Annotated in this window: 20 protein-coding genes; 14 read left to right on the forward strand and 6 right to left on the reverse strand. The window is 73.5% G+C overall.

Annotation, left to right across the window (positions count from 1 at the left end; translation table 11 throughout):
* Positions 1 to 41 precede the first annotated feature (41 nt).
* From ACQP2P_RS30260 to ACQP2P_RS30280, 5 genes are all read left to right on the forward strand, one after another.
* On the forward strand, positions 42 to 1,028 hold the full coding sequence (locus tag ACQP2P_RS30260) for an AAA family ATPase (protein ID WP_433606515.1): 987 nt from the start codon (positions 42 to 44) through the stop codon (positions 1,026 to 1,028).
* A 4-nt stretch (positions 1,029 to 1,032) separates the two neighbouring features.
* Positions 1,033 to 1,917 (forward strand): DUF58 domain-containing protein, encoded by an 885-nt coding sequence (locus ACQP2P_RS30265; protein WP_433606517.1) that lies wholly within the window; start codon positions 1,033 to 1,035, stop codon positions 1,915 to 1,917.
* A complete protein-coding gene (locus ACQP2P_RS30270) occupies positions 1,914 to 2,861 on the forward strand; it encodes a vWA domain-containing protein (protein WP_433606519.1) in 948 nt (315 codons plus the stop codon). The genes ACQP2P_RS30265 and ACQP2P_RS30270 overlap by 4 nt, the downstream gene beginning before the upstream one ends.
* Positions 2,861 to 3,988, forward strand: coding sequence for a VWA domain-containing protein (locus ACQP2P_RS30275; RefSeq protein WP_433606521.1), 1,128 nt, complete (start codon positions 2,861 to 2,863; stop codon positions 3,986 to 3,988). The genes ACQP2P_RS30270 and ACQP2P_RS30275 overlap by 1 nt, the downstream gene beginning before the upstream one ends.
* A gap of 66 nt (positions 3,989 to 4,054) precedes the next feature.
* Entirely contained in the window at positions 4,055 to 6,379 is a 2,325-nt protein-coding gene (locus ACQP2P_RS30280) for a putative bifunctional diguanylate cyclase/phosphodiesterase (protein ID WP_433606523.1), read from the forward strand.
* 29 nt (positions 6,380 to 6,408) lie between these two features.
* On the opposite strand, the gene ACQP2P_RS30285 is transcribed toward ACQP2P_RS30280, so the two are convergent.
* Positions 6,409 to 6,801: a hypothetical protein gene (locus ACQP2P_RS30285; protein ID WP_433606525.1), complete on the reverse strand. Its 393-nt coding sequence runs from the start codon at positions 6,799 to 6,801 to the stop codon at positions 6,409 to 6,411.
* Positions 6,802 to 6,878: 77 nt separating this feature from the next.
* Positions 6,879 to 7,883, reverse strand: a complete 1,005-nt coding sequence (locus ACQP2P_RS30290; protein ID WP_433606527.1) for a LacI family DNA-binding transcriptional regulator — start codon at positions 7,881 to 7,883, stop codon at positions 6,879 to 6,881.
* A 197-nt stretch (positions 7,884 to 8,080) separates the two neighbouring features.
* On the opposite strand from ACQP2P_RS30290, the gene ACQP2P_RS30295 reads away from it, so the two are divergent.
* The gene (locus ACQP2P_RS30295; protein WP_433606529.1) at positions 8,081 to 9,607 is read left to right on the forward strand and encodes a methyl-accepting chemotaxis protein; all 1,527 of its coding nucleotides are present in this window, start codon (positions 8,081 to 8,083) and stop codon (positions 9,605 to 9,607) included.
* A 2-nt stretch (positions 9,608 to 9,609) separates the two neighbouring features.
* Here the strand turns inward: ACQP2P_RS30295 and ACQP2P_RS30300 are convergent, their stop codons facing one another.
* A complete protein-coding gene (locus tag ACQP2P_RS30300) occupies positions 9,610 to 9,942 on the reverse strand; it encodes a GlsB/YeaQ/YmgE family stress response membrane protein (protein WP_433606530.1) in 333 nt (110 codons plus the stop codon).
* Positions 9,943 to 10,053: 111 nt separating this feature from the next.
* On the opposite strand from ACQP2P_RS30300, the gene ACQP2P_RS30305 reads away from it, so the two are divergent.
* The 3 genes from ACQP2P_RS30305 (at position 10,054) to ACQP2P_RS30315 (ending at position 13,220) form a co-directional block, all read left to right on the forward strand.
* Positions 10,054 to 11,427 carry a dihydrolipoyl dehydrogenase family protein gene (locus ACQP2P_RS30305; RefSeq protein ID WP_433606532.1) on the forward strand — a complete coding sequence of 458 codons (1,374 nt, stop codon included), beginning with the start codon at positions 10,054 to 10,056 and terminating at the stop codon, positions 11,425 to 11,427.
* Between the two features lie 196 nt (positions 11,428 to 11,623).
* Positions 11,624 to 12,370, forward strand: coding sequence for an inositol monophosphatase family protein (locus tag ACQP2P_RS30310; RefSeq protein WP_433606534.1), 747 nt, complete (start codon positions 11,624 to 11,626; stop codon positions 12,368 to 12,370).
* 25 nt (positions 12,371 to 12,395) lie between these two features.
* Positions 12,396 to 13,220 (forward strand): ribokinase, encoded by an 825-nt coding sequence (locus tag ACQP2P_RS30315; RefSeq protein WP_433606536.1) that lies wholly within the window; start codon positions 12,396 to 12,398, stop codon positions 13,218 to 13,220.
* On the opposite strand, the gene ACQP2P_RS30320 is transcribed toward ACQP2P_RS30315, so the two are convergent.
* Positions 13,204 to 14,007 carry an IclR family transcriptional regulator domain-containing protein gene (locus ACQP2P_RS30320; protein ID WP_433606538.1) on the reverse strand — a complete coding sequence of 268 codons (804 nt, stop codon included), beginning with the start codon at positions 14,005 to 14,007 and terminating at the stop codon, positions 13,204 to 13,206. The two genes, ACQP2P_RS30315 and ACQP2P_RS30320, sit on opposite strands and share 17 nt — an antisense overlap.
* Before the next feature lie 12 nt (positions 14,008 to 14,019).
* Positions 14,020 to 15,444 (reverse strand): amidohydrolase family protein, encoded by a 1,425-nt coding sequence (locus tag ACQP2P_RS30325; RefSeq protein ID WP_433606540.1) that lies wholly within the window; start codon positions 15,442 to 15,444, stop codon positions 14,020 to 14,022.
* A gap of 127 nt (positions 15,445 to 15,571) precedes the next feature.
* Here ACQP2P_RS30325 and ACQP2P_RS30330 point away from each other — a divergent pair, with 127 nt between their 5' ends.
* Genes ACQP2P_RS30330 through ACQP2P_RS30350 form a run of 5 tightly spaced genes read left to right on the forward strand, consistent with a single transcriptional unit; the run spans position 15,572 to position 19,656 of the window.
* The gene (locus ACQP2P_RS30330; protein WP_433606542.1) at positions 15,572 to 16,693 is read left to right on the forward strand and encodes a CaiB/BaiF CoA transferase family protein; all 1,122 of its coding nucleotides are present in this window, start codon (positions 15,572 to 15,574) and stop codon (positions 16,691 to 16,693) included.
* Positions 16,678 to 17,460 (forward strand): citryl-CoA lyase, encoded by a 783-nt coding sequence (locus ACQP2P_RS30335; protein ID WP_433606544.1) that lies wholly within the window; start codon positions 16,678 to 16,680, stop codon positions 17,458 to 17,460. The genes ACQP2P_RS30330 and ACQP2P_RS30335 overlap by 16 nt, the downstream gene beginning before the upstream one ends.
* A 15-nt stretch (positions 17,461 to 17,475) precedes the next feature.
* A complete protein-coding gene (locus ACQP2P_RS30340; protein WP_433606546.1) occupies positions 17,476 to 18,339 on the forward strand; it encodes an extradiol ring-cleavage dioxygenase in 864 nt (287 codons plus the stop codon).
* Positions 18,336 to 18,698, forward strand: a complete 363-nt coding sequence (locus ACQP2P_RS30345) for a hypothetical protein (protein ID WP_433606548.1) — start codon at positions 18,336 to 18,338, stop codon at positions 18,696 to 18,698. The genes ACQP2P_RS30340 and ACQP2P_RS30345 overlap by 4 nt, the downstream gene beginning before the upstream one ends.
* 1 nt (position 18,699) lies before the next feature.
* Positions 18,700 to 19,656: a quinone oxidoreductase family protein gene (locus ACQP2P_RS30350; RefSeq protein ID WP_433606550.1), complete on the forward strand. Its 957-nt coding sequence runs from the start codon at positions 18,700 to 18,702 to the stop codon at positions 19,654 to 19,656.
* Here the strand turns inward: ACQP2P_RS30350 and ACQP2P_RS30355 are convergent.
* Positions 19,630 to 22,686 carry an NACHT domain-containing protein gene (locus tag ACQP2P_RS30355; protein WP_433606552.1) on the reverse strand — a complete coding sequence of 1,019 codons (3,057 nt, stop codon included), beginning with the start codon at positions 22,684 to 22,686 and terminating at the stop codon, positions 19,630 to 19,632. The two genes, ACQP2P_RS30350 and ACQP2P_RS30355, sit on opposite strands and share 27 nt — an antisense overlap.
* Between the last annotated feature and the right edge of the window lie 96 nt (positions 22,687 to 22,782).

Consider the following 22,782-nt stretch of genomic DNA (forward strand, 5'->3'; position numbering starts at 1 on the left):
CCCGGTGAACCAGGACCGGAACAATGACGGTAAGGAAGAGCATGGACGTACCGAACGCGACCGCCGTCGAGCAGGTGCTCTACGAGGTCCGCAAGACCATCGTCGGGCAGGACGGGCTCCTCGAGCGGCTCATGGTCGCCCTGCTCAGCCGCGGCCACATCCTCGTCGAGGGCGTCCCCGGCCTGGCCAAGACGCTCGCCGTGAAGGCCCTCGCGGCGGCCATCGGCGGGCAGTTCCACCGGGTGCAGTTCACCCCGGACCTGGTGCCCGCCGACATCGTCGGGACGCGGGTGTACCACCAGCCCTCCGGCGAGTTCCAGGTCAGCCTCGGCCCGGTCTTCACCAACCTGCTGCTCGCCGACGAGATCAACCGGGCCCCGGCCAAGGTGCAGAGCGCCCTGCTGGAGACGATGCAGGAGCGGCAGGTCACCATCGGCCGGGAGACCCACCGGATCCCCAAGCCGTTCCTGGTCATGGCCACCCAGAACCCGATCGAGTCGGAGGGCACCTACGCGCTGCCCGAGGCGCAGGTCGACCGGTTCATGATGAAGGTCCTGGTGGGGTACCCGAGCCCGACCGAGGAGTTCGTGATCGTCGAGCGGGCCATCCTGCCCGAGGCCGTCACCCAGGCCGTCGTGGACCCCGACCGGCTCGTGGAGATGCAGCGCCAGGTCGACGAGGTCTACGTCGACCCGTCGCTGATCGAATACTCGGTGCGGCTCACGAACGCGACCCGCAACCCGGCCGACGTCGGGCTCGGCGACCTGACCCGCTACGTCACCTTCGGGGCCAGCCCGCGCGCCTCGATCAACCTGGTGCTGGCCGCGCGGGCCCTGGCGTTCATCCGCGGCCGCGACTACGTGGTGCCCGAGGACCTGCACGAGCTCGCCCCGGACGTGCTGCGCCACCGGCTCGTGCTGTCCTACGAGGCCCTCTCCGACGACGTCACCCCGGACATGATCGTGGCCCAGGTGCTCGCCGCGGTCGCCGTGCCCGCACCGGCCCCGGCGCGCGACGGAAGCCGCTGAGCGCATGACCACGGCCGAGGATCGCCTGCTGCGCCGCCTGGAGTGGCAGATCCTGCGCCGCCTCGACGGGCAGGTGCAGGGGTCGTACCGCACGGTCTTCCGCGGCACCGGCATCGACTTCGCCGACCTGCGCGAGTACACCGCCGAGGACGACGTGCGGCACATCGACTGGAACGTGACCGCGCGCCTCGACGAGCCGTTCGTGCGCCAGTACACCGAGGACCGCGAGCTCACGGCCTGGCTGGTGCTGGACCTCTCGGCCTCGATGCGCGTGGGCACGGCCGGCAACGGCAAGGACGCGACGCTCACCGAGCTGGCCGTCAGCCTGGCCCGGCTGCTCACGTACGGCGGCAACCGGGTCGGCGCGATCCTCTACGACAACGCGAAACAGCTCGTGCTGCCGCCGCGCGCCGGACGGGTACACGTGCTGCGGTTGGCTCATGAGATCGCAAGGGCCTCCACCCGCGGCCCCGAGCGGGGCGCGACGGACCTCGCCGCCATGCTGCGCCTCGCCGCGTCGACCGCGCGGCGCAGAAGCCTCGTGTTCGTCGTCTCCGACTTCATCGGCGAGGGCTGGGAGCCGCAGCTGACCCGGCTCACGTTGCGCCACGAGGTGATCGCGATCCGGGTCGTCGACCCGATCGAGCTGGACCTGCCCGACCTCGGGCTCGTGGTCGTCGAGGACGCCGAGACGGGCGAGCAGATCCTCGTCGACACCGGCGACCCGCAGTTCCGGCTGCGGCTGCGGGCCGAGGTCGACGCGCGCGAGGCCGGCGTGGCCGAGGCCATGCGCCGCTCGGGGGTGCGCGGGCATGTGGTCAGCACCGACGAGGACCCGCTGCAGGCGCTGGTCGCCATGGTCCGTGACACCGGGCGCAGGCGCCGATGACGTTCGAATACCCGCTGCTCGTGGCGGTCGCGGTGGTCGTGACCGTCGCGCTGTTCCTCGTGTACTTCCGGATGCACCGCCGCCGCCCCGCCGCGCTGCGGGCCGGGTCGGCGCTGCGGCGGCACCTGCCGCAGGTCATGTTCCTGACCGCGGCGGCCCTGCTGCTGCTCGCCGTCGCCCGCCCCGCCGCCACGCTGCCCGTCGCGCGCGCCGCCGGCACCGTCATCCTCGCCTTCGACGTGTCCAACAGCATGAAGGCCGGGGACGTGCAGCCCAGCCGGCTCGCCGCCGCCAAGTCCGCGGCGACCGAGTTCGTCGCGGCCCAGCCCGACACCGTCAACATCGGCATCGTCGCCTTCGACCAGGGCGCGCTCACCACCCAGCAGCCCTCCGACGACCACGACGCGACCGCCGCGGCGATCAAGCGCCTGCAGGTCAACGGGGGCACCTCGCTGGGCCAGGCGATCCTCGCCTCGCTGACGGTCGTCGTCGGCAAGCCCGTGAGCCTGCCGGACGGGAACTCGGGCGAGGCGGCGCCCGACATCGGGTACTTCGGCAACGCCACGATCGTCGTGCTCTCCGACGGCGAGGACACCGGCGGCCCCGACGCCCTCGCGGCGGCGAGCCTGGCCGCGAAGGCGGGGGTGCGCATCGAGACCGTCGGCGTCGGCACCGTCGACGGCGCGACCGTCGAGGTCGACGGCTACCAGGTGGCGACGTCGCTCAACGAGGACCTGCTCACCCAGATCGCGCAGACCACGGCCGGCAACTACCACCGCGCCGAGAACGCGCAGGCGCTGCACGACGTGTACCAGTCGCTCGACCTGCGGCTGACCACCGAGCGCAAGCCGGTCGAGCTGACCGGGGCGGCCGCGGCGATCGCGGTGCTGCTGCTCACCATCGGGGGCATACTGATGACCACCTGGTTCGGACGGATCCTCTGATGTCGCTGACCTGGCCGTGGGCCCTCACGATCCTGCTGGCGTTCCCGCTGCTGCTGGCCTACCGGTGGTGGAGCCGCCGCCGTCGCCGCAAGGTGGCCGTGACCCTGTCCAGCGTGGCCCTCGTGCGCGCCGCGCTGCCCGGCCGCTCCTCGTGGCGCCGGCGCGTCCCGCTCGGCCTGCTCGCCGCCGGCATCCTCTTCGCCGGCACGGCCGCCGCCCGCCCGCAGGCGTCGGTGCTCGTGCCCGACGACGCCGCGACCATCCTGCTGGCCATCGACGTCTCCGGATCGATGTGCTCCACCGACGTCGACCCGAACCGGTTGACCGCCGCGCAGACGGCGGCCAAGGAGTTCATCGCCGAGCACGAGGGCGGCGCGAAGATCGGCCTGGTCGCCTTCTCCGGCACCGCGGGCCTGCTGGTGCCGCCCACCACCGAGAAGGACAAGCTCGCCAAGGCGATCGACGGGCTGCGGACCTCCCGCGGCACCGCCATCGGCCTGGCCATCCTCGCCTCGATCGACGCCATCGCCGAGATCAACCCCGACGTGCCCCCGACGGGCGTCGAGGTTCCCGACAACGGGGGCACCGCCGGGGCCGGCGGCGGCGACTACGAGCCCGACACGATCGTGATCCTCACCGACGGGCGCAACACCGACGGCGTGGACCCGATCACCGCCGCCGAGCAGGCCGCCGCCCGCCGCCTGCGGGTCTTCACCATCGGTTTCGGCACCGACCAGCCCTCGCCGATGGTGTGCTCCAGCAACCAGATCAGCGGCAACCAGAGCTTCCGCGGCGGGCCGGGCGGCGGCGGCTTCGGCTTCGGCGGCCGCGGGCGGTTCCAGGACATGGACGAGCCGACCCTGACCAAGGTCGCGGAGATGACCGGGGCCAAGTACTTCAAGGCCGACAACGCCAAGGCCCTCGGCGACGTGCTGCACGACCTGCCCAGCCAGGTGACCCTGCAGCACAGGAAGACGGAGATCAGCGTCTGGTTCGCCCTCGGCGGTGCGCTGCTCGTGCTCGCCGCGGTGGCCCTCGCCCAGTGGTGGTCCCGCCCGCGGCCGGCCGCCGCGCCGGCGGGCGGCCCCGAGCGGGCATCGACGGGAGGCCCGCCCATTCGGCGCTGATGCGCTGGCCGGAACGGAACGTTCGGGTGAGATCCGGCACGCAACGGGCACGCTATCGTTCCATCCGTGACCCGGGAGGCCCGGCGCTATGTGCTCGCCGCCGCGGCGGTGGCCGCCCTCGGCACCGTGTGGTGCGTGGCCCACCTGACCGTGGGGGCGGGCACCGAGGCCATCGCCTACGTCTTCGCCCCGCTGGGCGGCGTGTTCGCCACCGTGAGCGTGTACCGGCTGCTGCGCGCCGGCGATCTGCAGCCCGTCGCGCGGCGGTTCTGGCGCACCATGCTCGCCGCCGTCGCGCTCATCTCGTTCGGCTACGCCTGGTTCGCCGTCGACATGCTCGTGCACTCCACCGAGGCCCGGACCCACCCCATGCCGGTGCCGGCCGCCGCGTGCGCCGCGGTCGGGTTCCTCGTCGCGATCTGGGCCATGATCCGGGTGCCCGTCGTCGCCGCCGAGGGCGTCGAGTGGTGGCGCATGCTGCTGGACCGCACCATCGGGTTCCTCGGCTGCGCGGTCGTGCTCTGGTACGCCGGGCTGGCCCCCATGATCGCCGCCGCGGAGCCGTGGAGCCCGCAGGCGATGGTGCTCACCGGGCTCGGGCTCCTCGTCGCGGTCGGCGCGGCCACGAAGGTGTCCTACGTCGCCGGCGGGCCCGTCGACCGCGACGCGATCCGGCTGATGGCGGCCGCCGGCGGGGTCACCGCCGCGATCGTCACCGTCCTCGCGGTCCGGCTCGGCGCGGCCGGCAGCGCGCCCGCCCAGGCGATCGTGATGCCGCTGACGCCGCTGCTGGCCACCCTCGCCGTCCTCGCCCAGGTGCGGGCCGACCTGGGCCTGCGCCGCGCCCGCGGCCGCGGCGGGGTGCTGCTGCCCTACCTCGCCGTGGCCGCGGCCGACGTGCCGCTCGTGGCCGTCGCGCTCGGCGCGCCGCTGGGCTGGCCCAGCCGCGTGGTACTGCTCGCCGCGGTGCTCGTCACGGTGCTGGTGACGCTGCGGCAGTACCTCGCGTTCCGGGAGAACGCCCGGCTGCTGCACAGCACGCGGGTGCAGGAGGAGCGGCTGCAGCACGAGGTCAGCCACGACGGGCTCACCGGCCTGGCCAACCGGGCGCTGTTCCGCGACCGGATCGCCGCCGCCCTGGCCGCGGCCGAGCCCGCCCACGTGCTGCTCGTCGACCTCGACGACTTCAAGACCGTCAACGACCTGCTCGGCCACGGCGTCGGCGACGAGCTGCTGGTCTCCGTCGCCCGGCTGCTGCGGGCCGAGGTGGGCACGGACGGCCTGCCGGTGCGCGTCGGCGGCGACGAGTTCGCGGTGCTGCTCACCGGGGCCGGCGCCGACCCCGAGGTCCTCGCCCGGCGGCTGCTGGCCGCGCTGGACCAGCCGATCAGCGCGCACCGGCTGCTCGTGCAGGCCAGCGTCGGCATCGCGACCGCCTGGCCCGACCAGCCGGTCAGGGCGACCGTCGACTCGGTGCTGCGCGACGCCGACGTGGCCATGTATACGGCCAAGCAGCGGGGCAAGGCCGGGTTCGTGCGGTACGTCGACGGCATGGCCGAGCCGGTCCTGGCCCACATGCAGCTCGGCGGGGAGCTGCGCCGGGCGCTGGACAACGACGAGTTCCGGGTCGTGTACCAGCCGATCCTGCGCCTCGCCGACCACCGCGTCGTCGGCGTCGAGGCCCTCGTGCGCTGGCACCACCCGGTCCGCGGCGTGATCAGCCCGGCGGAGTTCATCACGGCCGCCGAGCGCACCGGCCTCATCGTGCCGCTGGGCCTGTTCGTGCTGCGCGAGACCTGCCGCCAGGCGGCCCGCTGGCGCGCCGAGTTCGGCCCCGGCAGCCTGCTCGAGGCGGGCCTGAACGTCTCCGCGCGCCAGCTGCACGACCCCGACTTCGTCGCCGACGTGACCGCCGCCCTGGCCGACACCGGCCTGCCGTACGAGCACCTGGTGCTGGAGGTGACCGAGTCGGCGGTCCTGCGCGGCCAGCAGGTGTCGCGCACCCTGCACGAGCTCGACCGGCTCGGCATCCGGCTCGCCCTCGACGACTTCGGCACCGGCGAGTCCTCGCTGAGCCTGCTGCGCGCCTTCCCGGCCGCCATCGTGAAGCTGGACAAGTCCTTCGTGGACGGCATCGAGATCGACGACGGCCGGCCCGCGGCGGCCGACGCCCGCCAGGCGGTCGCCCGCGCGGTGATCCAGCTGGCCCGGGCCCTCGGCCTGGACACGGTGGCCGAGGGCGTGGAGAGCGCCGAGCAGGCCGCGGTGCTGCGCGAGCTCGGCTACACCCGGGGCCAGGGCTACCACCTCGCCGAGCCGCTCACCGCCGAGGGCGTCTCGGCCCTGCTGGCCCGCCAGCGGTCGATCACCGTCGCCGACTACCTGTCCTAGCCGGCCGCGCGGCCACCCGGTGCTCCGGCTCAGCCGCCGTTGACGACCGACCAGCCGACGAAGACGAGCAGCAGCGCCGGCACCAGCAGGCCGTAGGCGGCGGGGCGGTCCAGCAGCGGCTTGCCGGGGTCCAGGGTGTGCTCGTTGCGCTCCCGCTGCGGCTGCGGCAGCGCCGCCACCCGGCCGCGGCGGGCCGTGTTGAGCAGGAGCACGCCCGCGGTGGCGAACAGCGAGAACACGCCCCACCAGCCGCGCACCATCGTCCGCGCGCTCATGTCGCGGTAGGCGGCGAGCCCGCAGTCGCGGCAGAACGGGCCGTCGAGGCGGCTGAAGCGCATCAGGACCAGCATGCCCTGGTGGCCGTGGAAGCGTACGTTCGCGGCGGGCGTCCGGTGGCAGAAGCGGCAGGAGAGTTCGGACATGGGCGGCTCAGCTCCGGGTGGGCTCGCGGACGGGGCGGCGCACACGGTACCGGATCATGGCCTTGCCGGTTGTCCCGTCAGCGGATCGGGCCCGCGCTGTCCCGCGGCACCAGCACCGGCTCGACCAGCGTCGCGTCGGGGACGGGGCGGCCGTCGAGCTTCGCCGCGACCAGCTCCACCGCGCGCCGGCCGATCTCCTCCGCCGGGATGCCGACCGACGTGAGCCGGGGCTTGGACCGCTCGGCGAGGTCGTCGGGGCCGATGGCCACCACGGACACGTCGTGCGGGACGGACCGGCCGAGCGCGGCGAAGGCGTCCAGCAGCAGCGGTACCGCCGGCTCGTTGTGCACCACGACCGCCGTGAGGTCCGGATGGCGCGCCAGCAGCGACTCCGCCACGGCGTGCACGGCGTCCGGGGACGGCTCGCACGGCACCGTCGACCCGGTGAGTCCCCGCCGGCGCAGCGCCTCGTGGAACCCGTCGGCGGTGCGGCGGGCGAAGCCGAGCCCCCGCTCGTACACCTCCGGCGGCGACCCGACCAGCGCCACGCACCGGTGCCCGAGGTCGGCGAGGTGGTCCACGCACCGCGCGCCGGCCGCCGCGAAGTCCAGGTCGATGCAGGTCAGCCCGGTCCCGTCGGCCGGGAAGCCGATGAGCACCGAGGGCCGGCCGAGGGTGCGCAGCCGCGGCAGCCGGGGGTCGTGCTCCTCGATGTCCATGACGATGAGCCCGTCGGCGAGGGAGCTCGCGGACACCCGCTCCAGGCCCTTCTCCCCCTCGTCCTGGGTGAGCAGCAGCACGTCGTGGTCGAACCGGCGCGCGGCGGTCACCACGGAGATCACGAACTGCATGAGGATCGGCACGTACAGGCCGGTGTAGAGCGGCATGATCAGCGCGATGACGTTGGACCGGTTGCTGGCCAGCGCCCGCGCCCCGGCGTGCGGGTGGTAGCGGAGCACCTCGATCGCGGCGAGGACCCGCGCGCGGGTCTCGTCCGAGATGGTCCGCTTGCCGCTGAGGACATACGAGACCGTGCTCGGGGAGACTCCCGCCTGCTTCGCCACGTCACCGATCGTTGCCATGGCGCACACGGTAGCGGTTCCCGCGCCCGCGCGTCCCGCACCGCCCCGACCGTTGTCGATCACGTCGTTCGCCGGCCGCCCAGTCGCGCAGGGTTTTCGACGATCCAGGCGAATGGGCGGTTCATGTCCGTTTTCCTGGAAGTTCCATGTGCGAACCGAATAGCTACAGAAGCGCTCCCGGGTGACGATGGCCTGGCGTGAGGCTGTTGTCGCGTTCAGCATCGTCCGGCCACCCGGAGCCGGCGCCGAGGGATGTCGAGGCGCTCGAGGAGCTCGTCACCGCGCTCAGCGGGGCGGCCGACGAGGCGAGCACCTGGCGGATCACCGTCGAGTCGCTGGTGCGCTCGTACGGCTACCAGTACGGCGCCGTCTGGCTGCCGACCGGGCCCGGCGGCACGCTGGAGATCGGGTTCGCCACCGGGCCGGCGCTCGACCGGGTGCGGGCGGCCCCGACGGGCATGGTCACGCGCGCGGCCCAGAGCCGGCAGGCGATCTACGCGGGCGACCTGACCGAGGTGCGGGACTGCCCGCGGGCGGCGGAGGCGGTGCGGGCCGGGATGGTCGCGGCCTCGGTCGTGCCCGTCGTGCGGGACGGGCGCGTGGTCGCGGTGTTCGAGTACTACTCGCCGTACCGCTTCCACGTCGACGAGCCCAGGACGCAGAAGTGGAACGCGATCCTGCGCATCGCCGAGCTCGCGCGCACCCAGGTGCTCGCGGCGGCCGAGCTGCGCCAGGACGCGAAGGACCGCGCGGCGGTGACCGAGGTGGTGACGGCGCTCGGGCACTCCAGCGACAGCCAGGCGGCGATCCGGGCGGCGCTGGAGAAGGTGCGCAGCTCGTTCGGGTGGGCCTACGGGTCGTACTGGGAGGTCGAGGACCGCGGCACCGGCCCGGTGCTCGCGTTCCGCTACGAGTCCGGCTCGGCCGGGCCGGAGTTCCGCGAGGTGACGCTCGCGGCCACGTTCGCCGAGGGCGTGGGCCTGTCGGGCCGGGCGTGGAGGGCGCGCGACCTGGTGTTCGTGGCCGACCTCGCCGAGCTGACCGACTGCGTGCGGGCGCCGGCGGCGCAGCGGGCCGGGGTGCGCTCGGGTGTCTGCTTCCCGATCCAGTCGGGCGGCCGGGTGGTCGGCACCATGGACTTCTTCACCACGGAGCGGATCTCGCTGAGCGAGTCGCGGGCCTCGGCGCTGCGCAACGTGCAGCAGCTGGTCTCCCAGCGGCTGGACATCGTGCGGGCCGGGGAGGCGGCGGAGCGCACCGGCCGGATGCTGCTGGAGTCGATCGCCCGGCTGCGGGAGGCGAGCAGCGACGCGGCCGGGGTGGCCCAGGAGGCGGTGAGCCGCGCGTCGACGATGACGGGCGAGGTCGACGCGCTCGGCCGGGCGTCGGCGGCGATCGGCGACGTCATCAAGATCATCTCTTCGATCGCGGACCAGACCAACCTGCTCGCCCTGAACGCCACGATCGAGGCGGCCCGGGCCGGCGACGTCGGCAAGGGCTTCGCGGTCGTCGCGGGCGAGGTGAAGGACCTGGCTCGCGAGACCGCGGCGGCGACGCAGAAGGTGGCCGAGCAGATCGCCGGGATTCAGGACAGCGCCCGCTCGGTCTCGGCCGGCATCCACACCACGAGCGACACGATCGGCCAGATGGACGCGGTCCAGTCGCGCATCACCGCGATCCTGGAGGACCAGGCCCACCTGGCCCGGCTGCTCAACGAGCGCTGAGGCTACCGGTCGTAGTCGTAGCGGTCGTGGTGGTGGTGCCGGTCGTCCGAGCGGAAGACACTGGTCAGGGCGGCGGCGACGCCGACACCGACGACGGCGATGCCGACCTGGACACCGACGACCAGCCAGTCGTAGTTGTGCCCGGCGACCGTGAAGTGCTTGTCGCTGTGCAGGTCCCACCGGTCCGCGGCCCACGTGCCGGCCACCGCGGCGCCCATGCCGATCAGGGTGGTCAAGATGATGCCGATGGACTGGCGGCCGGGCAGGATGATGCGCGCCACGACGCCGATGACGGCGCCGAAGACGATGGCGGACAGATAGTCCTGAACGTGCACCGGGTGCCTCCCCTGTAAGAACCGACACCCACATTGTTCCGCCCCGGCGCAACCCCGCCACCCGTGCGCGTACGGTCGAGATACCGAGGAGGCGAAGGGGAAGGAACCCTGATGCAGGAACACAGCTTCGACGTCGTGGTCGTGGGAGCGGGACCCGGCGGCGAGGTCGCGGCCGGGCGGCTCGCCGAGGCCGGGCTGGACGTGGCGATCGTCGAGGACCGCAAGGTCGGCGGGGAGTGCTCGTACTGGGCCTGCATCCCGTCGAAGGCCCTGCTGCGCCCGGGCGAGCTGCTGGCCGAGGTGCGCCGCGTGCCGGGCGTGCGGGAGGCGGTCACCGGGCCGCTGGACGCCTCCGCGGTGCTGCGCCGCCGCGACGAGCTCATCGGCGACCTCGACGACGCCGGGCAGCTGCCGTGGCTGCAGGAGCGCGGCATCACCCTGTTCCGCGGGCGGGGGCGCCTCGACGGACAGCGGCGGGTGGTCGTCGGCGACGCCGCGCTCGTCGCGCGCCGGGCGGTGATCCTCGCGGGCGGGACCGCGCCGGCGCTGCCGCCGATCGAGGGGCTCGCCGAGGCCCGGCCCTGGACCAACCGGGAGGCCACGACCGCGAAGACGCTGCCGGGGCGGCTGGTGGTGCTCGGCGGCGGGGTGGTCGGGGCGGAGCTCTCCCAGGCGTACGCCTCCCTGGGCTCGAAGGTGACGCTCATCGAGGGCGAGCGGCGGCTGCTGCCCCGCGAGGAGGAGTTCGCGTGCGAGCAGGTCACCGCGTCGCTGCGCGAACTGGGCGTGGACATCCGCACCGCGCAGAAGGCGACCGCGGTGCGCCGTGACGGCGAGACGGTCGTGGTGACCCTCGGCGACGGCAGCACCGCGACCGGCGACGAGCTGCTCGTGGCGACCGGGCGGGTGCCGGAGACGAGCGGGCTCGGGCTCGCCTCGGTGGGGCTGGCCGAGAACGGGTACGTCACCGTCGACGAGCACACCCGGGTGCCGGGCCACGACTGGCTGTACGTCGTCGGCGACCTCAACGGCCGGGCGCTGTTCACGCACATGGCGAAGTACCAGGCCGCGCTGGCCTCCGGGCACATCCTCGGCCGGCCGATGGCCGCGACCCACCTGGCCGACGGCAGCGGCGCCCCGCGCGTCATCTTCACCGACCCCCAGGTGGCCGCGGTCGGGCACACCGCCGAGTCGGCCCGCGCCGCCGGCATCACCGTGCGCGTGGTCGACCTGCCGACGTCGGGCAACGCGGGCGGCTCCTACTACGGCAACGGCGCCCGCGGCACGAGCCGGTTCGTGATCGACGAGGAGCGCCAGGTCATCGTCGGCGCCACGATCACCGGCTCCGAGGTCGCGGACTTCCTGCACGCGGCGACGATCGCGGTGGTGGGCGAGGTGCCGCTCGGCCGCCTGCGCCACGCCATCCCCGCGTTCCCGACGCGCAGCGAGATCTGGCTGTACCTCTTCAACGAGCTCGGCCTCTAACCTCCGGGGGAGTCGCGGGGCGAGCCCGCGCCCGTCCACGCGGCGCGGGCACCCCGGCGCGGGATCGTGGCCGCGTGGACATGGTCCGCATCCGGCCCGCGGCGACCACGGCTCGTCCGCCGCGTGCCGCGACCCGGACGGAACCAGGCGTTGCCGTCGTTCAGGCTCGGAGGCTCAGCGGCCGTACACTCGCCGGATGCTGAGCGACCATGAGCTCGCGGTGACCGCGGCCGAGGCGGGAGCCGCCGTGGTGCGCTCCCGCTTCGGCGACGACCTCGCCCGCGTCGACAAGGGCGACGGGGACTTCGCGACCGCGGCGGACCTGGAGGCCGAGGCCGCGATCCTCGCCGTCCTGCGCGCCGCCCGCCCCGGCGACGCGGTCCTCGGCGAGGAGAGCGGCCACAGCGGACCGGGAGCCACCGGGCGGACCTGGCTCGTGGACCCGCTCTGCGGCACCCTGAACTTCGCCTCGGGCACGATGGCGGTGGCGGTCAACGTCGCCCTGCGAGCCGCCGGGCGAACCATCGCCGCCGCGGTCGCCGATCCGTTCTCCCGGCAGCTGTACTCCACCCGGGGCCCCCTACGCCCCTGCGCGCACACGGCCCTGGTCGACCTGAACCTGGACCCGCCGTACCCGAACGCCCCCGCGATCCGGGTCGCCCGCCTGCTCACGAACCCGGCGTTCGAGGCCCGGTTCCGCCCCCGCGTCCTGTCCACGACCCTGGCCCTGGCCTGGGTGGCGACGGGCCGGCGGGCGGCGTACCTCACCGACGGCGACGTCGCCGCCAGCGTCCACTTCGCGGCCGGCATCGCCCTGTGCGAGGCCGCGGGCTGCGTCGTGACCGACCTGCACGGCCACCCCGTGACCCCCGGCCCGGGCGGCCTGATCGCGGCCGCGGACGCCGAGACCCACGCGGCGCTGCTCGCCCTCACGCACGAGTAGGTCCCGCTCACGTACGATCCCGTCTGTGAGCGTCGTGGTGATCGGGGCGGTCAATGCCGACCTCGTGGTGCGGGTGCCCAGCATCGCCGCGCCCGGATCGACCGTCATCGCGACCGGCTCCTCGACGGGCCACGGGGGCAAGGGTGGCAACCAGGCCGCGGCGGTCGCACGGCTCGGCGGTTCGTGCCGCCTGATCGCCCGCGTCGGGCCCGATTTCGACGCGGCCTCACTGTCCTGCGTGGACCTGTCCGGCGTGGTGCACGACACCGCCCCGACGGGCCTCGCGGTCGTCCTCGTCGACGACACCGGCGAGAACGCCATCACCGTCGTGCCCGGCGCCAACGCGAACCTCTCCCCCGCCGACGTGCCCGCCCTGACCGGCGAGGGCGTGCTGCTGGCCAGCCTCGAGGTGCCGCTGGACGCGGTGCTGGCGGCGGCCCGGTGCGGATGGACGTTCGTGCTCAACCCGGCACCGGCGGTACCACTGCCGCCCGAACTGCTGTCGCTCGTGGACGTGCTGGTGCCCAACGAGCACGAGCTGGCCGTGCTCGGCTCCCCCGCATCGTTGCTGGCCGGGGGCGCGAAGGCCGTGGTCGTCACGCTCGGCGCGGCCGGGTGCCGCATCCACCGCGCGTCGGGCACCGTCGACATCCCGGGCCACCGCGTGGCCACGGTGGACACCACGGGCGCGGGCGACGCCTTCTGCGGGGCGCTGGCGTGGGCCCTGGACGCGGGCCACGACCTCGACGAGGCCGCTCGCCTGGCCTGCGCCGCGGGCGCCCTGGCCACGACGGCCGTGGGCGCGCGGGCGGGCCTGCCGAGCGCGGCGGAGCTCAGCGCGCTGCGGTAGCGAGCGGGACGGTGCCCAGCAGCGACCAGTCGTGGCTGATGTCGGCCGCGGCGCGCAGCAGCAGCGGCAGGTGGTGCTCCAGCAGGTGCTCGACGGTCGTCTCGGCGGCGTGGACGGTCACGTTCATGGCCGCGACCACGCGGCCCTCGCCGTTGCGCAGGCCCGTGGCGACCGAGCGGATGCCGGGCGCGAGGTCCTGGTCGGCGAGGGCCCAGCCCTTCGTGCGGACCTCGCGCAGGGCCGCGTCGAGCTCCTCGCGCGGCGGGCGCCAGCGCGGGTCGATGCCCGAGCGGGTCGGCTCGGCCAGCCGGGCGGTCAGTTCGTCGGGGGTGAGGGCGGCCAGGAGGACCTTGCCCATCGAGGTCGCCGGGGCGGGGAAGCGGGTGCCGATGTTGACGGCGAGGGTGACGATCTTCGGCACCGCCACCCGCGCCACGTACACGATGTCGGACCCGTCGAGCTGGGCCAGGGACGTCGACTCGCCCGTGGCGGCGACCAGGCGCTCCATGTGCGGGCGGGCCACGTCCCACACGGACAGCGCGTTGACGTAGGCCATGCCCAGCTCCAGCACCCGGGGGGTGAGCGCGAAGCCGCGCTCACCCGACGAGCGGACGTAGCCGAGCTCCTCCAGGGTGAGCAGGATTCGCCGGACGGTGGGGCGGGCCAGGCCGGTGGCGGTGGCGACCTCGCTGAGGGTCATCACCGGCCGGCCCGGCCGGAAGCAGCGCACCACGTCCAGACCGCGCGCGAGAGCCTCGATGAAGTCCGGTCCCGCTTCGCGTGGCATGAAGACCCTTCCCTATTGCTTCCACTGCGCCGAGCCGGCGTCGTAGTCGGTGTACGTGTATGGATTGTCCATCACCTTGGTTTCCGGGATGTCGGGGTTCATGCCCCGCTCCCACGCGTCGCGGCCCATGGTGGCGATGAGGTGCTCGACGGTCGCCTCGACGTCGGCGCGGGCCTTGGCGAGGTCGGCCCCGACGAGGCGGTGCTCGTGCTTCACCACGCGGCCGTCGACCACGACGGTGTGCACGTCGCCGCGCTGGGCCTGGAAGGCGACGTGGCCGTACGGGTTGAGGATCGGGAACATGACGGGGCTGGCGTCGTTCTTGAGCAGTACGACATCGGCTTTCTTGCCCGTCTGGATGCTGCCGATCCGGTCGTCGAGGCCGAGGGCCCGGCTGCCGCCCCGGGTCGCCCAGTCCACGACCTGCTCGGCGCGCAGGTGCACGTGGGTGACGGTCTCGGCGCGGTCGTGGGCCACGAGGTGCTCGCGGGACCGGTCGGCGCCGAGGGTCGTGCGCATGGCGGAGAACAGGTCGCCGCTCCACCACACGCTGGTGTCCATCGACAGCGACACGGGGATGTCGTGGTCGCGCAGGGTCCAGGTGGGCGGGTAGCCCTGCCCGGCGCTCTGCTCGCTCTCGGTCGACACCGAGACGCTGCCCCCGGTCGCGGCGATGCGGTGGTACGAGTCGTGCGTGAGCGTCGCCGCGTGCACGTAGACCGTCTGCGGCGTCATGAACCCGTGCTCGTGCATGAGCCGGATGCCGTCGTCGTTGGTCGCGCCCCACACGCCCGCGTGGGTGGTGACGGGCACGCCGAGGTCGCGGGCCACCTCGAACGCGGCCTTCTCCGGGAACGCCGGGTCGCCGGTGACGTCGAAGGCCATCTGGAAGCCGAGCAGGTCCGAGCCGGTGATGCGGCGGCGGATGAAGTCGCGGAACTCGGGCGCGGCCGACCACTCCCACGGGCCCTGCTGGATGTTGCCGTACGCGAGGACGAACCGGCCCGGCACCGACTCCAGGGCGTCGACGGCCGCGTCGGCGTGCTCGGTGGTCTGCAGGCCGTGCGACCAGTCGACGGTCGTGGTGACGCCGGCGTCGAGGGCCTCCCAGGCCGCGAGCACGTTGCCGGCGTAGATGTCCTGGGGGCGGAAGTGCTTGCCGGACTCCAGGTAGTACCAGACGAAGTACTGGGTCAGGGTCCAGTCCGCGCCGTAGCCGCGCATCGCGGTCTGCCACATGTGGCGGTGCGTGTCGATCATGCCCGGCATGAGGATGCCGCCGGAGGCGTCGATCTCCTGCGCGCCGGGCGGGGCGGTGAGGCCGACGCCGATCTCGGCGATGCGCTCGTCGACGATCAGGACATCGGTGCCCGGGAGCACGGTGTGGGTGTCGTCCATGGTGAGGACCAGTGCGTTGCGGAAGATGACTGCGCCCATTAGGGGCTCCAATCTCGGACGTCCGTCCGCCTGGCGGGCAGATTGGTTAGGTGGTGTGATTCTGTTCTCGGTGATGTACCGTGTCAACGAGTTGCGGACGGTTGTCCGTAGAGCGGACGGAGGCAGCGTGGGACCATTGGACGGGCTGCTCGTCGCGGACTTCTCGCGGATTCTCGCGGGGCCGTACGCGACGATGCTGCTGGCCGACCTCGGCGCCGACGTCATCAAGGTGGAGGGGCCGGGCGGGGATGACACCCGCACGTGGATGCCCCCGATTCGCGACGGCCTCTCCACCTACTATCTCGGCATCAACCGCAACAAGCGCTCGATTGCGCTGGACTTCCGCGATCCGGACGACCTCGCCGCCGCGCGGGCCCTCGCCGGGCGCGCCGACGTGCTCATCGAGAACTTCAAGCCCGGCGGCCTCAAGCGGTTCGGGCTGGACTACGAGACCCTCGCCGAGCGCAACGAGAAGCTCGTCTACGCGTCCATCTCCGGCTTCGGCACCGCGGCCGGGGCGTCCCTGCCGGGGTACGACCTCATGGTCCAGGCCATCTCGGGCCTCATGAGCCTGACCGGCGACGCCGACGGGCCGCCGTTCCGGGCCGGCATCTCCGTGTTCGACGTGATGGCCGGGATGCACGCGGGCCTGGGCATCCTCGCCGCGCTGCACCACCGGGCCGGCAGCGGGCGCGGCCAGCACGTCGAGGTCAACCTGCTCTCCTCGGCGCTGTCGGGCCTGGTGAACCACAGCAGCGGCTACGTCGCCGGCGGCACGGTGCCGTTCCGGATGGGCAACGCGCATCCGAGCCTGTTCCCGTACGAGCCGCTGCCCACCGCCGACGGCGAGCTCATCGTGATCGCGGGCAACGACCCGCAGTTTCGCAAGCTGTGCGGCGTCCTCGGCCTGGAGCACCTGCTCGACGACCCGCGGTTCGCGCACAACCAGGACCGCACCGCCAACCGCGAGGCCCTGCGCCCGCTGCTCGTCGAGGTGCTCGCCACCAAGGGCAAGGACGAGTGGTTCACCCTGCTGACCGCGGCCGGGGTGCCGTGCGCGCCGATCAACACGATCGACGGCGGCGTCGCCTACGCCGAGAAACTCGGGCTCGACCCCGTCGTGGTCACCGGCGGCATCCCCGGCGTGCGCAACCCGATCACCTTCTCGGCGACACCGCCGCGCTACGAGCTGCCACCCCCGTCCCTGGACGAGCACGGCGAGGAGATCCGCCAATGGCTGAAGAGCTGAGCTTCCCCACCGGCATCGGCACGTCCGACGCCGACCAGATCCGGCTGCTGGGCCAGGACCTCGCGGCCGACCTGATGGGCAAGGTCGGCTTCGGCGAGCTGGCCTTCTGGCTGGTGGCCGGCCGTCGCCCCGCGCCGGGTGAGACGCGGGTGTTCGAGGCGGTGCTCGTCGCGCTGGCCGACCACGGGTTCACGCCCACCGCGATCGCCGCGCGCGTCACCTACGCCAGCGCCCCGGAGGCCCTCCAGGGCGCCCTGGCCGCGGGTCTGCTGGGCGGTGGTTCCCGGTTCCTGGGCGTCACCGAGGACTGCGGGCGGTTCCTTTCCGGGGTACTGCAGGGGCAGGGCGACCTTCCCGCGACCGACGCGGACTGGGACGCACTCGCCGAGCGGGCGGTCCGGGACCAGCGCGCGGCCGGCCGGTTCGTGCCCGGCCTCGGCCACCCCGTGCACAAGGTCCAGGACCCGCGCACCCCCGTGCTCATCGGCATCGCCGAGGCCGAGGGCCTGCGCGGGCCGCACCTGCGCCTCTTCGAGGCCATCGGCCGCGTGCACCCGGCGGTCCTCGGCCGCACCCTGCCGCTCAACGGCGCCGGCGTCTGCGGGGCCGCGCTCGCGGACCTCGGCCTGCCGGTGGAGATGCTGCGCGGGTTCGCGCTGCTGGCCCGCGCGGCCGGCCTGCTCGGACACCTGGCCGAGGAGCGGCGCACGAACCTCGGCCTCGAGATCTACAAGACCGTCGACCGCAACGCGCGGTACACCCCCTAGAAGGAAGGAGTCGCCGTGGCCCAGATCGTCGCGGTGATCGCCTCGACGCACCACCCCTTCTACTACAAGGCCAGCACGGCCACCGGCGAGGACCGGCCGCCGTTCGCCGACGAGTGGGTGGCGAAGATCCTGCGCTTCCGGGAGACGCTCACCAAGGCCCGCCCGGACGTGCTGGTGATGGTCGGCTCGGACCACTTCCACCAGCTGTGGCTGGACAACATGCCGCAGTTCCTCATCGGCAAGGCGCCGTTCTACGACGCCAACTGGTACAACGAGGAGCGCGAGTTCGGCCTGCCGCGGATGCGGCTCGCGGGGCAGGAGGACCTTTCGGCGTACATGCTGCGGGAGGGTCTCGACGCGGGCTTCGACCTCGCGTTCAGCAACGAGCTGCGCATCGACCACAGCATCACCTGCCCGATCATCACCCTGCGGCCCGAGGCCGACCTGCCGATCGTGCCGGTCTACACGAACATCTTCGCCCCGCCGCTGCCCCGGCCGAAGCGCTTCGTCCAGCTCGGCCAGACGATCCGCGAGCTCGTCGAGGCCTGGCCGAGCGACCTGCGCGTGGCCGTCATCGGCACCGGGCACCTGTCGCTGGAGCTGGGCGGCCCCCGCCAGTTCGGCCCGCACGGCCCGGACCCAGAGTTCGACGCCCGCGCCGTGGAGTGGATCGCCAACGGCGACCTCGAGGGGTGCCTGTCGGAGGTGACGCTGGACAGCCTGCACGCGCCGGGCAACGCCACGCACGGGTTCATGGACTTCATGCTCATGATGGGCGTCGCCGGGGCCGGCCGGAAGGCGGACTACGTCGACACCTACGACCTGTTCCACACCATGGAGGCGTACTTCACCTGGTATCCGTCGGGGGGGCCGGCATGAGCAAGTACCTGCTGGACAAGTTCCTCTTCACCGTGGACCGCGACCCGGAGCTCGTCGAGCGCTACCGGACCGAGCCCGCCGAGACGGTCGCGTGGTGGGAGGCCAACCTGGCCAACGCGCTGCTGAACTGCCACACCGGTGAGGCCTCGACGTGGCAGGCGTTCTCGGCGCGGGAGCGGGCCGCGCTGGCCGGCCACGACTACGTGGCGCTGTTCGAGCTCGGCGCGCACCCGTTCCTGACACTGACGCTGTTCATCGCGATGTTCGAGCGCGATCACCCCGAGCCGCTGGGGTTCCAGAAGGAGTACGCGCTGCGGCTGGCACACTTCGACCTGCCGTACCCGGACATCGCGACCTGACATGCGGGCCGCCCTGATCGTCCGATGTGGACAGCCGCCGGTCGTGGCCGCGCACGAGCCCTCGCCGTCCGGCGGTGTCCGGGTGGCCGTGACCGCCGCGCCGATCACGCCGCTGGACGTGCTGTGCGCGACCGGGACGTCGTACTTCGGCGCCCCGCCGGTCCCGTACGTCCCCGGGGTCCAGGGCGTCGGAGCGCTGCCCGACGGCACGCCCGTGTGGTTCGCCACCGACGCCGGCATGCGCCCCGGCGACGGGAGCATGGCGGAGTTCTGCCACGTGCTCCCGGACGACGTCGTCGAACTGCCCCCGGCCGCCGACCCCGCGCTGGTCGCCGCACTGGGCCTGTCCGCCGTCGCGGCGTGGCAGTCCCTCACCTCGTGCGGCGACCTGCGCACCGGCGAGCAGGTGCTGGTCCTGGGCGGCGGCGGCATCGTCGGGCAGGCGGCGATCCAGATCGCCCGCCTGCTCGGCGCCCGCCGCGTGGTGGCGGCCTGCCGCTCCGCGCAGGCCCGATCCCGCGCCGCCGCCCTGGGCGCGGACGCCGTGGTGCCCCTGCTCGACGACGACACCGTGCCCGGCCTGGCCGCCCGGCTGCGCCCGGCGCTGGACGGCCCGCTCGACCTGGTGCTGGACCCGCTCTTCGGCGTGCCGGCCGCGGCGGCGCTGCAGGTGCTGCGCCCGGGCGGCCGCCTGGTCAACCTGGGCGGCTCGGCCGCCCCGACGGCGCCCTTCGACTCGGCCACGCTGCGCAGCGGTTCGCTGCGGATTCTGGGCTACACGAACAACTCCCTGACGAAGCCGGAGCGGGCGCAGACCATGCGCACGATCGCGGCCCACGCCGCGGCGGGCCGCCTGAGCGTCTCGTACGAGGCCGTCCCCCTGTCCGACGCCCCGAGCGCCTGGCAGGCCCAGGCCACGGGCTCGGCCTCCTCACGCCTGGTCCTGCTCCCGCGCTGACAGCAGCGAGGCCGCGAGTTCCGGAATGAGTTTGCGGGCGAGCTCGGGCGGCAGCGCGAGCATCGCCCGGCCCTCGGGTGTGTCGCTGACCCCGCCCGAGCGCACGCCGTTGAGCTGGGCCCCCAGGCGGAGCATGATAGCCCAGAGCTCGCTCGAGCCTGTCTGCTTGACCGGGATCCCGTGCCGCACCGCCAGCATCGCGTGGGCCTCGTCCATGCGCTTGCTGCGAAGGGTCAGGACATCGTTCGCCGTCGCGGCGTCGAGACTTCCGCCGTGCCGGGCCGCCGCACTAAGTGCGAGGTCGTGCAGCTCGCCGGGGATGCGGCTCACGTCGGCGAGGATCGCGAGGCTTTCCGGGGAGGCGTAGCCGCGCAGCAGCAGCTCCGCCAGATCCCGCGCCATCGCCGGGCCCGGCTGGTCCATGGGGCCGTCGTCACCGGTGAGCAGCGCCCGTCCGGCGGCGAGCTGCATCGCGCGAGGCTCGTTCAGAGCAGCGATCTCCACCATCTCATCGAGATAGCCAGAGGACGGACGCCACGAAGCCGTCAGACCGTCGCCGTCCACCACGTGTAGCCCGCTGATGAAGGCGGCCCGCCCGGCGAGGGGCTGCAGCGCGGCGTCCCACAGGCGGACCTGGTTGGCCCACGACGAGCGGACGTCGGCGTGCGGCGGGCACAGGCGGGCGAGCTCCACCGGCTCGTCGGCCATGGCCAGCCGCAGGGAGACGATGTTGGCCGAGTAGGTCGCGATGCGCTGGACGGCGACCCGGCTCGACGGGGCGTAGGCGGCGTGGCGGCCCGGGCCCCAGCGGTCCTGCGCGATGGCCGCGATGTGCTCCAGTACGCCCGCGACGGCCGCGTCGCCGCGGGCCTGCTCGGCGAAGAGGCCGAGGGCGCGGGAGCCGTACCCCGCCAGCAGCCGCTGGGACAGCAGCGCGAACAGCAGATCGTCGTCCCAGGACTGCGACGCCGTGCGCAGCGAGCGGGCGGCGGCCGCGTCCCGCAGCAGCTCGAAGGTGTGAAAGGCGACAAGATAGTCACCGAACGTGGCGTGCAGGAACTCGTAGCTGCGGCCGCCGGCGCCGCCGTCGGCCTCGGCCGCGACGACGAAGAAGAAGCGGCCGATGATGCGGCGCGCCGGATCGAGGGAGCGGCCCAGGTCGCGCCGCTGGACCTCGGCGACCGGGATCGGGCCCGGCAGGGCCAGCAGGTCGGCCTCGAGGTCGCGCTCGGCGAGGTGCTGGCGGCCGCGGTTGAGCATGCCGAAGGCGACCAGGCCGAGCTTCCACAGTTCGGCCTCCCGCCGCTCGTCCTCGGCGAGGCCGGACGCCTGGTTGTCGGGCCGGGCCAGCTCACGGCGGATGTAGTCGTCGAGGAGCATGCGGTAGAGGCCGACGGACGTACCGTCGGCGGGCAGTTCCCGATCCGCGGCCACGATCGCCAGGAGCAACAGGAGCAGCGGCTGCCGGGCTAGGTCGCCGTAGCCCCGCAGCGCGTCGGCCGCGACCGGGCGCACCTGACCGGCCGCGACGCCGGGCTCGTTCGCCTCGGCCCAGCGCCCGGCCCAGGCGTCGATCTGCTCGTCGGTGAACTCCTCCAGCCGCACCACGAGGCAGCCCTCGGGGATCGCGGCCAGGTCGGCGACGAGCGTCCGTGAGGTGACGATGACGGAGACCGGGCCGTCGACGGCCGCCTCGGTGCGCTGGAAGTCCATCACGTTGCGCAGGTACCGCGACTCGGTGGCCCCGGTGGCCTGCATCAGCTCGTCGAGGCCGTCGATCAGCACGACCCGCACCGCAGGGCCCCCGGACTCGCACAGCGTCCGCCACTCGACCTGCTCGTGGCTGGCCGCGCGCAGGACGTCGTCGATCTGGCGGTACACGCCGGCCGTCGGGTCGGGAACGTCCCGCAGCGGCACCCGGACGGTGACGAACGCGTCGAGCCGCGCGGCGCAGACCTTCGTGAACAGGCTCTTGCCGCTGCCCGGGTGGCCGAGCACGACCATCGGCCGCTCGGCGGCGGCGGGCGACACGACGTGGGCCGCGACGAATCCGGCGAGGTCTAACCCCAGGGGTTGCCGGCCCCACCAGTCCTCGTGGGCGGGCAGCGAATCCGGGCCCATCACCGCCCAGCGGAACGCCGGCTCGATGTACCCGCGCTCCACGCTCGGCACCCGCACGGCCGTGACATCGCCGGTCGCCTCCTCGAGGTCGACGATGGGCGCGGCGAGGACGGCGCGATGGAGGTTGCGCAGCGCCGGCCGGGCGGCCTTGGCCGGGGCGGCAAGGAACCGCGTCAGCTCCTCGATCCGCGCGAGGGCGTTCTGCTCGGCGAGGTGCTCGCCGAACTCCGCCCAGATCCGGAACTCCGGGATCTCCGCGGCCAGGCCGAGGAAGTCGGCGCGATACCGCTCGGCCGCCCGCTGCGCGATCGCGTCGGCGCGGCGCGGCGAATACTCGCCGAGGTTCGCGGAGAAGGCCCGGAAGCCGGTGAAGAAGTCAAGGCACCTGGCAGTGAGCATGAGGTAGTGGGGCAGGATCTGGCCCTTCAGGTTGGCCTCGAACCCGCGGCCGGACCACGGCAGGTCGATCGGGATCCGCAGCAGCAGGTCGACCGTTTTGTGCAGCGCCTCGCGCTGGTCCGCGGTCACGCTCAGCCGGGCCAGGTCGGCCTCAGTCAGCTCCAGCTCGTCGTACACCGGGCCGAGCTCGTCGCGCAGCGCGGCGAAGAACGCGCCGGCCGTCAGGGCCGCGTGCGTGGCCGCGAGCAGCTCGTGCCGCGGCCGGCCCGACGACTTGCGCAGCTTCGCACGGCCCTTGCGCACCAGCTCGTCCAGCCGGACGATGAGCTCGTTCTTCTGGTCGATCCAGCCCCACGCCGCGAGCAGCCACGGCTGGCCCGTGGCCAGGCCGATCGGCCCCGCGGCGAGGATTCCGGCGCCGAGCAGCGTGTCGAGGAGCTTGATCGTCGCCGAACGCCTGCCCAGGAGGATTTCGCGCGCATCGCCCAAGGTGTCCGCGGACCGGGTCATGCCGCTCGATCCTAGCGGTCCGAGAGCCGGACTCATTGGGCCTGTCGGTTGGAATCGCCGGCCCGATGGCGTCCACTGTGGACCCTGGCGGGCGGT

This window comes from Dactylosporangium sp. CA-139114 (assembly GCF_050955725.1).
Classification (GTDB): domain Bacteria; phylum Actinomycetota; class Actinomycetes; order Mycobacteriales; family Micromonosporaceae; genus Dactylosporangium.

Excerpts from the sequence above, each read along its gene's own strand:
- ACQP2P_RS30260 (WP_433606515.1), top strand. The coding sequence starts at position 42 with ATGGACGTACCGAACGCGACCGCCGTCGAGCAGGTGCTCTACGAGGTC.
- ACQP2P_RS30335 (WP_433606544.1), top strand. The coding sequence starts at position 16,678 with ATGGCTGAAGAGCTGAGCTTCCCCACCGGCATCGGCACGTCCGACGCC.
- ACQP2P_RS30275 (WP_433606521.1), top strand. The coding sequence starts at position 2,861 with ATGTCGCTGACCTGGCCGTGGGCCCTCACGATCCTGCTGGCGTTCCCG.
- ACQP2P_RS30325 (WP_433606540.1), bottom strand. The coding sequence starts at position 15,444 with ATGGGCGCAGTCATCTTCCGCAACGCACTGGTCCTCACCATGGACGAC.
- ACQP2P_RS30320 (WP_433606538.1), bottom strand. The coding sequence starts at position 14,007 with ATGCCACGCGAAGCGGGACCGGACTTCATCGAGGCTCTCGCGCGCGGT.
- ACQP2P_RS30265 (WP_433606517.1), top strand. The coding sequence starts at position 1,033 with ATGACCACGGCCGAGGATCGCCTGCTGCGCCGCCTGGAGTGGCAGATC.
- ACQP2P_RS30285 (WP_433606525.1), bottom strand. The coding sequence starts at position 6,801 with ATGTCCGAACTCTCCTGCCGCTTCTGCCACCGGACGCCCGCCGCGAAC.
- ACQP2P_RS30290 (WP_433606527.1), bottom strand. The coding sequence starts at position 7,883 with ATGGCAACGATCGGTGACGTGGCGAAGCAGGCGGGAGTCTCCCCGAGC.
- ACQP2P_RS30350 (WP_433606550.1), top strand. The coding sequence starts at position 18,700 with ATGCGGGCCGCCCTGATCGTCCGATGTGGACAGCCGCCGGTCGTGGCC.
- ACQP2P_RS30310 (WP_433606534.1), top strand. The coding sequence starts at position 11,624 with ATGCTGAGCGACCATGAGCTCGCGGTGACCGCGGCCGAGGCGGGAGCC.
- ACQP2P_RS30355 (WP_433606552.1), bottom strand. The coding sequence starts at position 22,686 with ATGACCCGGTCCGCGGACACCTTGGGCGATGCGCGCGAAATCCTCCTG.
- ACQP2P_RS30345 (WP_433606548.1), top strand. The coding sequence starts at position 18,336 with ATGAGCAAGTACCTGCTGGACAAGTTCCTCTTCACCGTGGACCGCGAC.
- ACQP2P_RS30305 (WP_433606532.1), top strand. The coding sequence starts at position 10,054 with ATGCAGGAACACAGCTTCGACGTCGTGGTCGTGGGAGCGGGACCCGGC.
- ACQP2P_RS30270 (WP_433606519.1), top strand. The coding sequence starts at position 1,914 with ATGACGTTCGAATACCCGCTGCTCGTGGCGGTCGCGGTGGTCGTGACC.